The organism is Stenotrophomonas sp. IS26, assembly GCF_054188265.1.
Genome location: NZ_JBSZJV010000029.1, coordinates 17,999 through 30,721, shown reverse-complemented (window position 1 = coordinate 30,721; position 12,723 = coordinate 17,999). Strand labels below are relative to the sequence as shown.

Genomic DNA, 12,723 nt, shown 5'->3' with positions numbered 1-12,723 from the left:
GCGCCGAGGAACAGCAGCGCCTTGAAGAAGGCGTGGGTCATCAGGTGGAACACGGCCGCCGAGTACGCCGACACACCCAGGGCGACGGTCATGTAACCCAGCTGGGACAGCGTGGAGTACGCGACGACGCGCTTGATGTCGTTCTGCACGATGCCGATCAGGCCGGTGAAGAACGCGGTGGTGGCGCCGATGAAGAGCACGAAGTTCAGCGCGGTCTGCGACAGCTCGAACAGCGGCGACATGCGGGTGACCATGAAGATGCCCGCGGTGACCATGGTCGCGGCATGGATCAGGGCCGAGATCGGGGTCGGGCCTTCCATCGAGTCCGGCAGCCAGACGTGCAGCGGCACCTGGGCCGACTTGCCCATCGCACCGATGAACAGGCAGATGCAGATCACGGTGGCGACCGACCAGATCACCGGCTCGCTCATCACCGGGATGGAGGTGCCGAACAGATCGATCGTGCCCGACCAGATCTGGATCAGCGCATCCGGGTGGCCCAGCACCTGGGCGTTGGCGAACACGGTGGCGTAATCCAGGGTGCCAAACACCCACAACACGCCGGCGATGCCGAGGATGAAGCCGAAGTCACCGACACGGTTGACCAGGAAGGCCTTCATGTTGGCGAAGATGGCGGTCGGGCGCTTGAACCAGAAGCCGATCAGCAGGTACGACACCAGGCCCACCGCTTCCCAGCCGAAGAACAGCTGCAGGAAGTTGTTGCTCATCACCAGGGTGAGCATCGAGAAGGTGAACAGCGAGATGTAGCTGAAGAACCGCTGGTAGCCCGGGTCATCCTGCATGTAGCCGATGGTGTACACGTGCACCAGGAAGGATACGAAGGTCACCACGACCATCATCATCGCGGTGAGCTTGTCGACCATGAAGCCCACGTGCGCCGAGTACTGGCCCACGTCGAAGAACGTATAGAGGTTCTGGTTGAACGGCTGGGCGCCGCCCCACAGCAGCATGTACAGCACGTAGCTGGACAGCACGCAGCTGACCGCCACGCCGAGGATGGTGACCGCCTGCGCGCCAGCGCGACCGACCTGACGACCGAACAGGCCGGCGATGATGCTGCCGAACAGCGGTGCGAGCACCACTGCGATCAACAGACTCTTGGAGAGAGTGATTTCCATCTACGGATCAGCCCTTCAGCGAATCGACTTCGCCGACATTGATGGTGCGGCGAGTACGGAACAGGGTTACCAGGATCGCGAGGCCGATGGCGGCCTCGGCCGCGGCCACGGTCAGGATGAAGAAGACGAACAGCTGTCCGGCCGTATCACCCATCTCACGCGAGAACCCGACGAAATTGATGTTGACCGACAGCAGCATCAACTCGATGGACATCAACAGCACGATGATGTTCTTGCGGTTGAGGAAAATGCCGGCAAGGCTGATGCAGAACAGCACCGCACCCAGCGCCAGAATGTGGCCAAGCGTGATCATGGCTGCGCCTCCTCGTTGCTGGACGGCTTGATATTGGTGTGCACGACCGGCTTCTCCACATCCATCTTGACGATGCGCAGGCGATCGCTGCCCTTGACCATGGTCTGCTCGGACGGGTTCTGGGTCTTCAGGCCGGTGCGGCGACGCAGGGTCAGCATGACGGCGGCAACCACGGCCACGGTCAGGATGACGGCAGCGAACTCGAACGGCAGCAGGTACTCGGTGAACAGGCTGCGGGCCAGCCAGGTGATGTTGGAGGTGTCAGCCGCCAGCGCGGCAGCGTTGTCGGCCGGGAACGGATTGACCGCCCTGCCCTTCACGCCGATCAGCACCAGCATCTGCACGAGCATCGTCACCGCCACCACCAGGCCGAGCGGCAGGTAACGTACCCAGCCCTCACGCAGGTTGGAGGAATCGATGTCCAGCATCATCACCACGAACAGGAACAGCACCATGACCGCGCCGACGTAGACCAGCACCAGCGCGACACCGAGGAACTCGGCCCCGACCAGGATCCAGATGCAGGCCACGGAGAAGAAGGTCAGGATCAGGCACAACACGGCGTAGACCGGATTGCGCACGCTGATCACCGCCGCAGCGGAAATGCCCGCCACGATGGAGAAGACCCAGAAACTGATATTTACCCAATCCATCATTCGACCTCAGCGGAAAGCGGCATCGGCGGCGCGACGCTCGGCGATCTCGGCTTCAAGCCGATCACCGATGGCCAGCAGCTGCGGCTTGGTAACGATGTTCTCGCCACGGTTCTCGAAGTGGTACTCGAGAATGTGGGTCTCGACGATCGAGTCCACCGGGCAGCTTTCTTCACAGAAGCCGCAGAAGATGCACTTGAACAGATCGATGTCGTAACGGGTGGTACGGCGGGTGCCGTCCTCGCGCTTGGCCGAATCGATGGTGATCGCCAGCGCCGGGCACACCGCTTCGCACAGTTTGCATGCGATGCAGCGTTCCTCACCGTTGGGATAGCGGCGAAGTGCATGCAGACCGCGGAAACGCGGCGACTGCGGGAACTTCTCCATCGGGTACATCATCGTGTACTTCGGCTTGAAGGCGTACTTCAGGGTCAGCCACAGACCACCGAGCAGCTCAAGGAGCAGCAGGCTTTTGAAGTAATGGGTAATTCGGTTCATCGCTTAGACGCCCTTCTGGATCACGCCGTAAAACACCATCAACGCCGTCACTGCAATCCAGAAGATGGTGAGCGGGATGAAGACCTTCCAGCCCAGACGCATGATCTGGTCGTAACGGAAGCGCGGGAAGCTGGCACGGAACCAGATGTAGGAGCTGGCGAAGAAGAAGACCTTCAGCAGCAGCCACGGCCAGCCGCCCTTCCAGATCCAGTCGATCCACGGCGAGATGTCTGCCGTGATCCAGCCCTGGAGCGGGCTCAGCCAACCACCGAGGAAGAAGATCGAGATCAGGAAGCTGATCAGGATCATGTTGGCGTATTCGGCCAGGAAGAACAGCGCGAATGCACCACCGGAGTATTCGACCATGTGGCCGGCCACGATTTCCGATTCACCTTCCACGACGTCGAACGGCGCGCGGTTGGTTTCGGCGACGCCGGACACCCAGTACACGATGAACAACGGGAACAGCGGCAGCAGGAACCAGTCGAACAGACCGGAGTTGCCCGCCTGCGCCATCACGATGCTGCTCAGGTTGAGGCTGCCCGAGGCGATCATCACGCCGACCAGGGCAAAGCCCATCGCGATTTCGTAGCTGATCATCTGCGCCGAGGCGCGCATGGCACCCAGGAACGCGTACTTCGAGTTGGAGGCCCAACCGGCCAGGATGATGCCGTACACGCCCAGCGAGGTCATTGCCAACAGGTACAGCAGACCGGCGTTGGCGTTGGACAGCACGATCTGTGCGTCGAAGGGAATCACCGACCAGGCCGCGAAGGCCGGGCCCAGCGTGATCAGCGGCGCAAGGATGAACATCGCCTTGTGCGAGCTGCTCGGCTGGATGATCTCCTTGAACAGCAGTTTGAAGACGTCGGCGAAGGCCTGGAAGATGCCCATGCCGACATACATCGGGCCATGACGCACGTGCATCCAGCCGATCAGCTTGCGCTCCCAGACCACGTAGAAGGCCACCGAGATGATCACCGGCATGGCGATCACCAGGATCTTCAGGATGATCCAGAGCAGCGCGCCGATGTCGCCCAGTGACAGCAGCCACTGGTGCAGCGGGTCAACCGCGTTCAACAGCAATTCGTTCATGCAGCCACCACCGTTACGCGTGCGGCACCCAGCGGTGCGGTTGCACCGTGGCCCGATTCAATCCAGACCGAACCCGCGGCGACGCGGGCATCGACCACCACCGGCAGGGTGGCGCGACCGGCATCGGTGCCGACCTTGGCCATCTGCCCTTCGGCCAACTGCAGGCGGGCGGCATCGGCGATGTTGAGCACGATGCGCGGGGCGGTGTTGAGCGGATGCGACTGCAGTGCCTGGGCGCGACGGACCACCGCATCGGTGCGGTAGATCGCGGCGGTCGAGGTCACTTCCAGGCCCTCGCCTGCCACCGGCGTTGCCGCCGAGGACGAGACGGTGACGCTGACCGGCGCCAGGCTGGCGCGCAGGCCGGCCAGATCGGTGAACTCGAAACCGGCCAGCGACATCTCGCCGCCCAGTGCACGCAGCACACGCCAGCCTTCACGCGCCTCGCCCGGCAGCTTGCCGCCGGCACGGGCCGACTGCTCGCGACCATCGAGGTTGGTCAGGGTGGCATCCACTTCCGGCAGCGCGCCGATCGGCAGGATCACGTCGGCGATGTCGCGGGTCGAGGCACAGGCGAACTGGCTGAAGGCCACCACCTGGGCACCGGCCAGTGCCTTGCGGGCAGCGGCGGCGTCGGCGAAGTCCAGGCCCGGCTCGATGCCGTAGATGGCATAGGCCTTGCGCGGCTGCGCCAGCATGGCGTTGACGTCCTTGCCGGCCGGCAGCACGCCGGCGCGGGCCAGGCCCACGGCATTGGCGCCCTGCGGGATGCGGCACAGCTTGGCACCGGTCGCGGCGGCGAAATCACGCGCAGCGGCGCGGATCGCGGCGGCCTGCGGGTGGTTTTCGGCGATGCCACCGACGATCAGCACGGCGTTGCTCGCGCCCTTCACGGCGTCGCGCAGCGCGGCGTTGCCCAGTGCGTCGATGAAGGCCGACGGGGCGACGATCTGCTTGCTGGCCAGCTTGAAGGCGAAATCGAAGTCCACCGGATTGACGGCGTGGATCTTCGCGTTGCGCGTGGTCTGCGCCTTGCGCAGGCGGGCATGCAGCAGCGGCAGCTCGTGGCGGATGTTGCTGCCGAGCACGACGATGCTGTCCGCGACTTCGATCTCGGCCAGCGGCAGGCCGAAGACTTCGGCGGTGGCGGCGTCGGAGAAATCGCGGTTGTTGATGCGGTGATCGATGTTCGTGGTGCCCAGGCCGGCGGCGAGACGGGCCAGCAGTGCACCCTCCTCGTTCGAGGCCGACGGGTGCACCAGCACGCCGAGGTCGTCACCCTGGTGGGCGGCGAAGATCTCCTTGGCCGCGGCCAGGCCTTCGGCCCAGCTCACTTCCTTCCACTCGCCATTGACCTTGCGCAGCGGCTTGACCGCACGGTCTTCGCTGTACAGGCCCTGGTGCGAATAGCGGTCCCGATCGGACAGCCAGCATTCGTTGACCGACTCGTTGTCGCGCGGCACCGCGCGCAGTACTTCGCCGCGGCGCACGTGCAGGAACAGGTTCGAGCCCATCGCGTCGTGGTAGCCCAGCGATTCGCGCGCGGTCAGTTCCCACGGACGGGCGCGGAACTGGAACACCTTGTTGGTCAGCGCACCGACCGGGCAGACGTCGACCACGTTGCCGGACAGCTCGGTGGTCAGCGGCTTGCCGTCGTAGGTGCCGATCTGCAGGTTCTCACCGCGGTACATGCCACCCAGCTCGTAGGTACCGGCAACGTCGGCCGTGAAGCGGACGCAGCGGGTGCACTGGATGCAGCGGGTCATTTCGGTGGCGACCAGCGGACCGATGTCCTCGTCGGGCACCACGCGCTTGCGCTCGTTGAAGCGGCTGACCGAACGGCCATAGCCCAGCGAAACGTCCTGCAGCTCGCACTCGCCGCCCTGATCGCAGATCGGGCAGTCCAGCGGATGGTTGATCAGCAGGAATTCCATCACCGAGCGCTGGAACTTCAGCGCCTTTTCACTGCGGGTGGCGACCTTCATGCCATCCATGACGGGCGTGGCGCAGGCCGGTGCCGGCTTGGGCGACTTTTCCACGTCGACCAGGCACATGCGGCAGTTGGCGGCGATCGGCAGCTTCTCGTGGTAGCAGAAGCGCGGGATCGGAATGCCCGCCTTGTCGGCGGCCTGGATGATCATCGAGCCCTTGGGCACGACCAGGGACTGGCCGTCGATTTCGACGGTCACATGATCCGGTGGCACGCTCGGGTTTACGGGTTGCGCGCTCATGCGGCGGCTGCCTCCACCTTCTTGCCGTCAACCATCGAATGACCGTTGACGATGTAGTACTCGAATTCGTCCCAGAACTGGCGCAGGAAGCCCTGGATGGGCCATGCCGCCGCTTCACCGAACGCGCAGATGGTATGACCTTCAATCTGGCCGGCCACCGTCTTCAACTGATGCAGGTCTTCCATCGTGGCCTTGCCGGCAACGATGCGCTCCAGCACGCGGTGCATCCAGCCGGTGCCTTCACGGCACGGGGTGCACTGCCCGCAGGATTCCTTGTGGAAGAACTGGCTGATGCGGCAGGCGAACTTGACGCAGCAGACGCTGTCATCCAGCACCACGATGGCGCCCGACCCCAGACCGGTGCCCAGGGCACGCAGGGTGTCGTAGTCCATCTGCAGGCCCTTGAGCTCTTCGGCCTTCAGCACCGGCATCGAAACGCCGCCCGGGACCGCACCCTTGAGCGTGCGGCCCGGCTTCAGACCACCGGCCATTTCCAGCAGGTCGTCGAAGGTGGTGCCCAGCGGCACTTCGAAGTTGCCACCCTTCTGCACGCAACCGGAGACCGAGAAGATCTTCGGACCGCCGTTCTTGGTCAGGCTCAGGCCTGCGAACCATTCCGGGCCGTTGCGGATGATCGCCGGCACCGAGGCATAGGTCTCGGTGTTGTTGATCGTCGACGGCTTGCCGTACAGGCCGAAGTTGGCCGGGAACGGCGGCTTGTAACGCGGCTGGCCCTTCTTGCCTTCCAGCGATTCCATCAGCGCGGTTTCTTCGCCGCAGATGTAGGCGCCGGCACCCAGCGCACCGTAGATGTCGATGTCCACGCCGCTGCCGAGGATGTCCTTGCCCAGCCAGCCGTTCGCGTATGCGTCGGCCAGGGCCTGCTCGAAGTTCTCGAACGGCTCGTGGTGGAACTCACCACGCAGGTAGTTGTAGCCCACGGTCGAGCCGGTGGCGTAGCAGGCGATCGCCATGCCTTCCACGACCGAATGCGGGTTGTAACGCAGGATGTCGCGGTCCTTGCAGGTCCCCGGCTCGGATTCATCCGAGTTGCACAGGATGTACTTCTGCATGGTGCCCTTGGGCATGAAAGACCACTTCAGGCCGGTCGGGAAGCCCGCGCCGCCACGGCCGCGCAGGTTGGACTGCTTGACCATCTCGATGACCTGCTCCGGCGAGATCTTCTCTTCGAGGATCTTGCGCAGGGCAGCGTAGCCGCCGGTCTTGAGGTAGCTTTCATACGACCACGGAGTGTCGTAATGCAGGGTGGTGTAGACCACCTGGTGCGGCAACGGTGCGGGACCGACCGGACCACTGGGTGCGTGATGATGTGCCATGTCTTACTCCAACCCGTCCAGCAGCTCGTCGACTTTCTCGACGGTCAGGCGCTCGTGGTAATGGCCATTGATGACCATCATCGGCGCACCGGCGCAACCGGCCAGGCATTCTTCTTCGCGCTTGAGGTAGATGCGGCCATCGGCGGTGGACTGACCGGTCTTGCAGCCGAGCTTCTTCTCGGCGTGCGCGACCAGGTCTTCGGCACCGTTCAACCAGCAGCTGATGTTGGTGCAGAAGGCGACGTTGTGGCGGCCGACCTTCTCCAGTTCGAACATCGAGTAGAAGCTGGCGACCTCGTAGGCCCACACCGGCGGCAGATCCAGGTACTTGGCGACGCCGGCGATCAGCTCGTCGGTCAGCCAGCCCGCATTCTGTTCCTGTGCGGCGTGCAGGCCCTGCAGGACAGCCGAGCGCTTGCGATCCGGCGGGAACTTGGCCAGCCAGTGATCGATGTGCGCACGGGTCTTGTCATTCAAGACCACCATCGGGTCGACGTCACGCGCCGCCTCGAAATTACCTGTCGCCTTCATCGGCCGACCTCAGCGAATACGAAATCGTTAAAAACCAGAGCCTGCAGCGCCGGCAGCAGCCGGCGGGTGTCAGGCGTCGTGCAAGCGGATGCGATCACCGGTCCACCTCGCCGAACACCAGATCGTAGGTGCCGATCATGGCCACCACGTCGGCGAGCATGTGCCCGCGCACGATCGAGTCGATCGAGGACAGATGGGCGAAGCCCGGCGCGCGCAGATGCACGCGGAACGGCTTGTTGGCACCATCGGACATCAGGTAGCAGCCGAACTCGCCCTTGGGCGCTTCGACGGCGGCGTAGGTTTCGCCGGCCGGGACGCAGTAGCCTTCACTGAACAGCTTGAAGTGATGGATCAGCGCTTCCATGTCGTCCTTCATGTCTTCGCGGCTGGGCGGCGCGACCTTGAAGTTCTTGACCATGACCGGACCCGGATTGGCCTTCAGCCAGGTCACGCACTGCTTGATGATGCGGTTGGATTCGCGCATCTCGGCCACGCGGCACAGGTAACGGTCGTAGCAGTCACCTTCCTTGCCGAGCGGGATGTCGAACTCGACCGCGTCGTACTTGGCATACGGCTGCTTCTTGCGCAGATCCCAGGCAATGCCCGAGCCGCGCAGCATCACGCCGGTCATGCCCCAGGCATGGGCCAGTTCCGGGGTGACCACGCCGATGCCGACCGTACGCTGCTTCCAGATACGGTTGTCGGTCAGCAGGGTTTCGTATTCGTCGACGCGCTTGGGGAATTCAACGGTGAAGTTCTCCAGGAAATCCAGCAGCGAACCTTCGCGCGAGGCGTTGAGGTTCTTCAGGGCCTTGCCCTTGTGCCAGCGCGATTCCTTGTACTTGGGCATGTGGTCCGGCAGGTCGCGGTAGACGCCGCCCGGACGGTAATACGCCGCATGCATGCGCGCGCCGGAGACCGCTTCATAGCAGTCCATCAGCTCTTCGCGCTCGCGGAAGGCGTACAGCATGACCGCCATCGCGCCCAGATCGAGCGCGTTGGACCCCAGCCACATCAGGTGATTCAGGATGCGGGTGATTTCGTCGAACATGGTGCGGATGTACTGGGCACGCTCGGGCGCCTCGATCCCCATCAGGGTTTCGATCGCGCGCACATAGGCGTGCTCGTTGCACATCATCGACACGTAATCCAGGCGATCCATGTAGCCGATCGACTGGTTGAACGGCTTGGACTCGGCCAGCTTTTCGGTACCACGGTGCAGCAGGCCCACGTGGGGGTCGGCACGCATGATGGTTTCGCCGTCCATTTCCAGGATCAGGCGCAGCACACCGTGCGCGGCCGGATGCTGCGGACCGAAGTTCATCGTGTAGTTGCGGATCTCCTGCCGGAGTTCGGCCGGATTGCTCGCAAAGGCCTGGCTGGCCTGGTGGAATTCACTCACTTGCTTGCCTCCGTCTGCGCGCTTTCGCCGGCAGCGGTCTGGAAACGGGCGTCGTCACGGATGACACGCGGCACGCCGACGCGCGGCTCGACCGAGGTCACCGGCTCGTAGATCACGCGCTGCTTCTCTTCGTCGTAGCGCACTTCGACGTTGCCGATCAGCGGGAAATCCTTGCGGAACGGGTGCCCGACGAAACCGTAGTCGGTCAGGATCCGGCGCAGGTCCGGGTGACCTTCGAAGATCACGCCGAACAGATCGAACGCTTCACGCTCGAACCAGTTCAGGCCTGGCCAGATGTTGGTCAATGACGCGACCACCGGCAGCTCCTCGCTCGGCGCAAAGCAACGGATGCGCATCGTGAGGTTGTGCTGGTAGGAACGCAGCTGGGTAACCACGGCAAAACGCTGCAGCGGGATCGGCTGCGGCTGGGCGCCATCGCTGGTTTCGCGGGTGGGGAATTCACCCCAGGCGAAACGACCGACGGACTTGCCCTCCACGCCACGGCTGAAGCCCTGGGACGACACATCGGCCGTATCCCATTCGTCGCTGCCATAGCCGAGGTAGTCCAGGCCGCACAGGTCAACCGCCTGCTCGAAACCGAATTCGTCGCGCAGCGCCAGAGCGGTGGCATGCCAGTCAGCGGCGGGCACTTCCAGCGTCACTTCGCCGCGGGGTTCGACCACGAAGACCTGCGCACCTGCGAAACGTGCGGAAAGTCGGTCGATGAAGGAATGTGCTTGCTCTGCCATGGGGGCTTGGCGTGCTCTTGTCAGGAGGGATGTCAGCGGGCGATGGTCTGCGTACGCCAGATCTTCTTCTGCAACTGCAGGATCCCGTACACCAGCGCTTCGGCGGTAGGTGGGCAGCCGGGGACATAGATGTCCACCGGCACCACGCGGTCACAGCCACGCACTACTGCATAGGAGTAGTGGTAGTAGCCGCCACCGTTGGCGCAGCTGCCCATCGAGATGACCCACTTCGGGTCCGGCATCTGGTCATAGACCTTGCGCAGGGCCGGAGCCATCTTGTTGACCAGGGTGCCGGCCACGATCATCACGTCGGACTGACGCGGCGACGGGCGGAACACCACACCGTAACGGTCAAGATCCAGACGCGCCGCACCGGCGTGCATCATTTCCACTGCGCAGCAGGCCAGACCAAAGGTCATCGGCCACATCGAACCGGTACGCGCCCAATTCAACAGCGCATCGACGCTGGTGGTCACGTAGCCCTTTTCGAGCAGGGGGTTGTCGCCTTCGGGGCGCAGGATGTCATCGACCCGCCCTTCCGGGACCGGGTTGTTCATCAGGCCGTCGAGCGTCTGAATTACTCCCATTCCAGCGCTCCCTTCTTCCAGACGTAAATGAAACCGAGGAAAAGCATGCCTACGAAGAGGCCCATCGTGACCAGCGAACGTGCGCCCAGCTCCATGAAGACCTGGGTCCACGGCACGATGAAGATGATTTCCAGATCAAATACGATGAACTGAATCGCGATCAGGTAGTAGCGCACATCGAACTTCATGCGCGCGTCCTCGAAAGCCTCGAAGCCGCATTCGTACGGCGAGAGCTTTTTAAGATCAGGACGTCGGGGACCGAGGAATCGGCCAACCAGCATCAGCGCAACGCCGATACCGGTGGCAACGATCAGAAACAGCAGAGACGGCAAATATTCGGCCAGCACAGCGATTCTCTCTTGCCTCTGCCGCTGCGCCTGCAGGCGCTTTGGCATGGGGGAGTGGACGGATACCGCTACCTGGCGCTTTGCGCGCCAGACGAACCCGCTTACAAACAAATGGTGCCCAAGAGGGGACTCGAACCCCTACGACTCTCGTCGCTACCACCTCAAGGTAGTGCGTCTACCAATTCCGCCACCTGGGCTTACGATCGCACCGGTTGTTCTCCAGTGCGCCGCATATTGTAACCGTCTTCAGCGAGTCTGGGTGCCTTCCGAAGGCTTTTCTTCACCAGATTTCGGCGTTTCCGCCTGAGCCGGCACAGTGGCCGACGGAACAGGCTGCTGCGACGGGGTTTCCGGGGCCTTCGGCACGACCGGAAGCTCGCCTGCCGGCGCGACTGGCGCACTGGCGGCCGGCGCCGACATCAGACCCAGATCCTGCTGCGCCGCCGGGCGCGAGCCATGGCTGGCGTACCAAGCCATGAAGAGGCTGATGCCGAAGAACACCACGGCCAGCCACTTGGTCGACTTGGACAGGAAGTTGGACGCGCCACGCGCGCCGAACACAGTGCCCGAGGCGCCGGCACCGAAACCCGACCCTGCGGCCGCGCCGGAACCACGCTGCATCAGGATGAGCGCGATCATGGCCACTGCGACCAGCACGTAGACCACATTGAGGATCAACATCAGCATTTCGAATCCGTCCTCGGACATGTCGTGCCGGCGGTTGGGCCGACAACGTAACTAATTAGCGCCCCGCCGCCGCGGCAGCGATGGCAAGGAAGTCCGCGGCCACCAGGGAGGCGCCGCCCACCAGCCCACCATCGACATCGGGCTGTGCGAACAGTTCCGCGGCGTTGTCGGGCTTCACGCTGCCGCCATAGAGGATCGACAGTGAATCCGCAATTCTAGCATCGAGCTTGGCCACTTCGCCACGGATGAACGCGTGGACCTGCTGGGCCTGCTCCTTGGAGGCGGTCCGGCCGGTACCGATGGCCCAGACCGGCTCATAGGCGACCACAGCCTGGGCGAAGCCGGCGGCGCCGACCAGTTCCAGCACCGGGGCGAGCTGGGCGGCGATGACCGCCTCGGTCTGATGGGCCTCGCGCTGTTCGAGGGTTTCGCCCACGCACAGGATGGGGGTCAGGCCGGCATGCAGGGCGGCGGCGAACTTGCGCGCGACCAGCTCACTGCTTTCGGCATGGTACTGGCGGCGTTCGGAGTGGCCGACCAGGCCATAGCGGGCACCGACTTCAGCCAGCATGGTGGCCGAGACTTCGCCGGTGTAGGCGCCCTTTTCGTTGCTGCTGACATCCTGGGAGCCAAAGGCGACGGCGCGCCCTTCGAAGGCTTCGACCAGTTCGCCCAGGTACGGGAGCGGCGGCAGGACCACGACTTCGACGCCCTGCAGGGGGAGGTCGGCAACCAGGTCACTGACCAGGTCGGTGGCGAATTGGCGGCTGCCGTGCAGCTTCCAGTTACCGGCGACGATCTTGCGGCGCATGGCGGGGGCTCCTTTGGGTATCAGCCGGCCATGATAACGGATGCAACGAAATGGCGTTGGCGGGAAAACGCTTACATTTCAATTGGATATTTATTTTTCGTTGCGGCCCCAAGTCAAAAGCAAGGGCGACGGGGCCGGTGGACGTGCCCGGACTGGGCGGGCGTGGGTGGGTTGGCGGGACACGCCGTAAACCCCGCTCCGCGTCCCGGCTGGGCATGGCAGCGCTCGCCCAACACGGGGCAGCGAATAGCCAAATGCAACCAGGGCAGCAATGTTTGGAGCCAGCCAGAGGCAGGCAATACGCGAAACGAAGAAGGCCGCCTTTCGGCGGCCTTCGTTCTTG

14 protein-coding genes and 1 tRNA gene are annotated in these 12,723 nt (G+C 63.7%); all 15 read right to left on the bottom strand.

The annotated features are described in order from the left end of the window. Positions 1 to 1,139, bottom strand: a 1,139-nt coding sequence (locus ACW6W5_RS17175) for an NADH-quinone oxidoreductase subunit L (protein WP_458233667.1), incomplete at its 3' end; no start/stop codon positions are given. A 7-nt stretch (positions 1,140 to 1,146) separates the two neighbouring features. Further along, the gene (gene nuoK / locus ACW6W5_RS17170; protein WP_019182685.1) at positions 1,147 to 1,452 is read right to left on the bottom strand and encodes an NADH-quinone oxidoreductase subunit NuoK; all 306 of its coding nucleotides are present in this window, start codon (positions 1,450 to 1,452) and stop codon (positions 1,147 to 1,149) included. Continuing rightward, the gene (locus tag ACW6W5_RS17165) at positions 1,449 to 2,105 is read right to left on the bottom strand and encodes an NADH-quinone oxidoreductase subunit J (RefSeq protein ID WP_152153385.1); all 657 of its coding nucleotides are present in this window, start codon (positions 2,103 to 2,105) and stop codon (positions 1,449 to 1,451) included. Before ACW6W5_RS17165 ends, nuoK begins: the two co-directional genes overlap by 4 nt. 9 nt (positions 2,106 to 2,114) lie before the next feature. Further along, on the bottom strand, positions 2,115 to 2,603 hold the full coding sequence (gene nuoI / locus ACW6W5_RS17160) for an NADH-quinone oxidoreductase subunit NuoI (protein ID WP_121038409.1): 489 nt from the start codon (positions 2,601 to 2,603) through the stop codon (positions 2,115 to 2,117). Positions 2,604 to 2,606: 3 nt separating this feature from the next. Then, positions 2,607 to 3,698 (bottom strand): NADH-quinone oxidoreductase subunit NuoH, encoded by a 1,092-nt coding sequence (gene nuoH / locus ACW6W5_RS17155; RefSeq protein WP_121038412.1) that lies wholly within the window; start codon positions 3,696 to 3,698, stop codon positions 2,607 to 2,609. Then, positions 3,695 to 5,929, bottom strand: coding sequence for an NADH-quinone oxidoreductase subunit NuoG (nuoG, locus tag ACW6W5_RS17150; protein WP_152153383.1), 2,235 nt, complete (start codon positions 5,927 to 5,929; stop codon positions 3,695 to 3,697). Before nuoG ends, nuoH begins: the two co-directional genes overlap by 4 nt. Beyond that, positions 5,926 to 7,266, bottom strand: coding sequence for an NADH-quinone oxidoreductase subunit NuoF (nuoF, locus tag ACW6W5_RS17145; RefSeq protein WP_123730636.1), 1,341 nt, complete (start codon positions 7,264 to 7,266; stop codon positions 5,926 to 5,928). Before nuoF ends, nuoG begins: the two co-directional genes overlap by 4 nt. Positions 7,267 to 7,269: 3 nt before the next feature. Then, positions 7,270 to 7,797 (bottom strand): NADH-quinone oxidoreductase subunit NuoE, encoded by a 528-nt coding sequence (gene nuoE / locus ACW6W5_RS17140; protein ID WP_121038421.1) that lies wholly within the window; start codon positions 7,795 to 7,797, stop codon positions 7,270 to 7,272. Positions 7,798 to 7,891: 94 nt separating this feature from the next. Next, positions 7,892 to 9,199 carry an NADH-quinone oxidoreductase subunit D gene (locus ACW6W5_RS17135; RefSeq protein WP_121038424.1) on the bottom strand — a complete coding sequence of 436 codons (1,308 nt, stop codon included), beginning with the start codon at positions 9,197 to 9,199 and terminating at the stop codon, positions 7,892 to 7,894. Continuing rightward, positions 9,196 to 9,948 (bottom strand): NADH-quinone oxidoreductase subunit C, encoded by a 753-nt coding sequence (locus tag ACW6W5_RS17130; protein ID WP_152153381.1) that lies wholly within the window; start codon positions 9,946 to 9,948, stop codon positions 9,196 to 9,198. The genes ACW6W5_RS17135 and ACW6W5_RS17130 overlap by 4 nt, the downstream gene beginning before the upstream one ends. A gap of 32 nt (positions 9,949 to 9,980) precedes the next feature. Beyond that, positions 9,981 to 10,535, bottom strand: coding sequence for a NuoB/complex I 20 kDa subunit family protein (locus ACW6W5_RS17125; RefSeq protein ID WP_019182677.1), 555 nt, complete (start codon positions 10,533 to 10,535; stop codon positions 9,981 to 9,983). Next, positions 10,526 to 10,882, bottom strand: a complete 357-nt coding sequence (locus tag ACW6W5_RS17120; RefSeq protein ID WP_026069699.1) for an NADH-quinone oxidoreductase subunit A — start codon at positions 10,880 to 10,882, stop codon at positions 10,526 to 10,528. Before ACW6W5_RS17120 ends, ACW6W5_RS17125 begins: the two co-directional genes overlap by 10 nt. 112 nt (positions 10,883 to 10,994) lie before the next feature. After that, a tRNA-Leu gene (locus ACW6W5_RS17115) sits at positions 10,995 to 11,079 on the bottom strand. 49 nt (positions 11,080 to 11,128) lie between these two features. Then, positions 11,129 to 11,569 (bottom strand): preprotein translocase subunit SecG, encoded by a 441-nt coding sequence (gene secG / locus ACW6W5_RS17110; protein ID WP_121041164.1) that lies wholly within the window; start codon positions 11,567 to 11,569, stop codon positions 11,129 to 11,131. Between the two features lie 55 nt (positions 11,570 to 11,624). Continuing rightward, positions 11,625 to 12,380: a triose-phosphate isomerase gene (tpiA, locus tag ACW6W5_RS17105; RefSeq protein WP_121038430.1), complete on the bottom strand. Its 756-nt coding sequence runs from the start codon at positions 12,378 to 12,380 to the stop codon at positions 11,625 to 11,627. Positions 12,381 to 12,723: the final 343 nt, after the last annotated feature.

Bases quoted from the DNA above. Each gene is read 5' to 3' on its own strand.
- nuoK (WP_019182685.1), bottom strand. From the start codon at position 1,452: ATGATCACGCTTGGCCACATTCTGGCGCTGGGTGCGGTGCTGTTCTGC.
- ACW6W5_RS17165 (WP_152153385.1), bottom strand. From the start codon at position 2,105: ATGGATTGGGTAAATATCAGTTTCTGGGTCTTCTCCATCGTGGCGGGC.
- nuoI (WP_121038409.1), bottom strand. From the start codon at position 2,603: ATGAACCGAATTACCCATTACTTCAAAAGCCTGCTGCTCCTTGAGCTG.
- nuoH (WP_121038412.1), bottom strand. From the start codon at position 3,698: ATGAACGAATTGCTGTTGAACGCGGTTGACCCGCTGCACCAGTGGCTG.
- nuoG (WP_152153383.1), bottom strand. From the start codon at position 5,929: ATGAGCGCGCAACCCGTAAACCCGAGCGTGCCACCGGATCATGTGACC.
- nuoF (WP_123730636.1), bottom strand. From the start codon at position 7,266: ATGGCACATCATCACGCACCCAGTGGTCCGGTCGGTCCCGCACCGTTG.
- nuoE (WP_121038421.1), bottom strand. From the start codon at position 7,797: ATGAAGGCGACAGGTAATTTCGAGGCGGCGCGTGACGTCGACCCGATG.
- ACW6W5_RS17130 (WP_152153381.1), bottom strand. From the start codon at position 9,948: ATGGCAGAGCAAGCACATTCCTTCATCGACCGACTTTCCGCACGTTTC.
- ACW6W5_RS17125 (WP_019182677.1), bottom strand. From the start codon at position 10,535: ATGGGAGTAATTCAGACGCTCGACGGCCTGATGAACAACCCGGTCCCG.
- secG (WP_121041164.1), bottom strand. From the start codon at position 11,569: ATGCTGATGTTGATCCTCAATGTGGTCTACGTGCTGGTCGCAGTGGCC.
- tpiA (WP_121038430.1), bottom strand. From the start codon at position 12,380: ATGCGCCGCAAGATCGTCGCCGGTAACTGGAAGCTGCACGGCAGCCGC.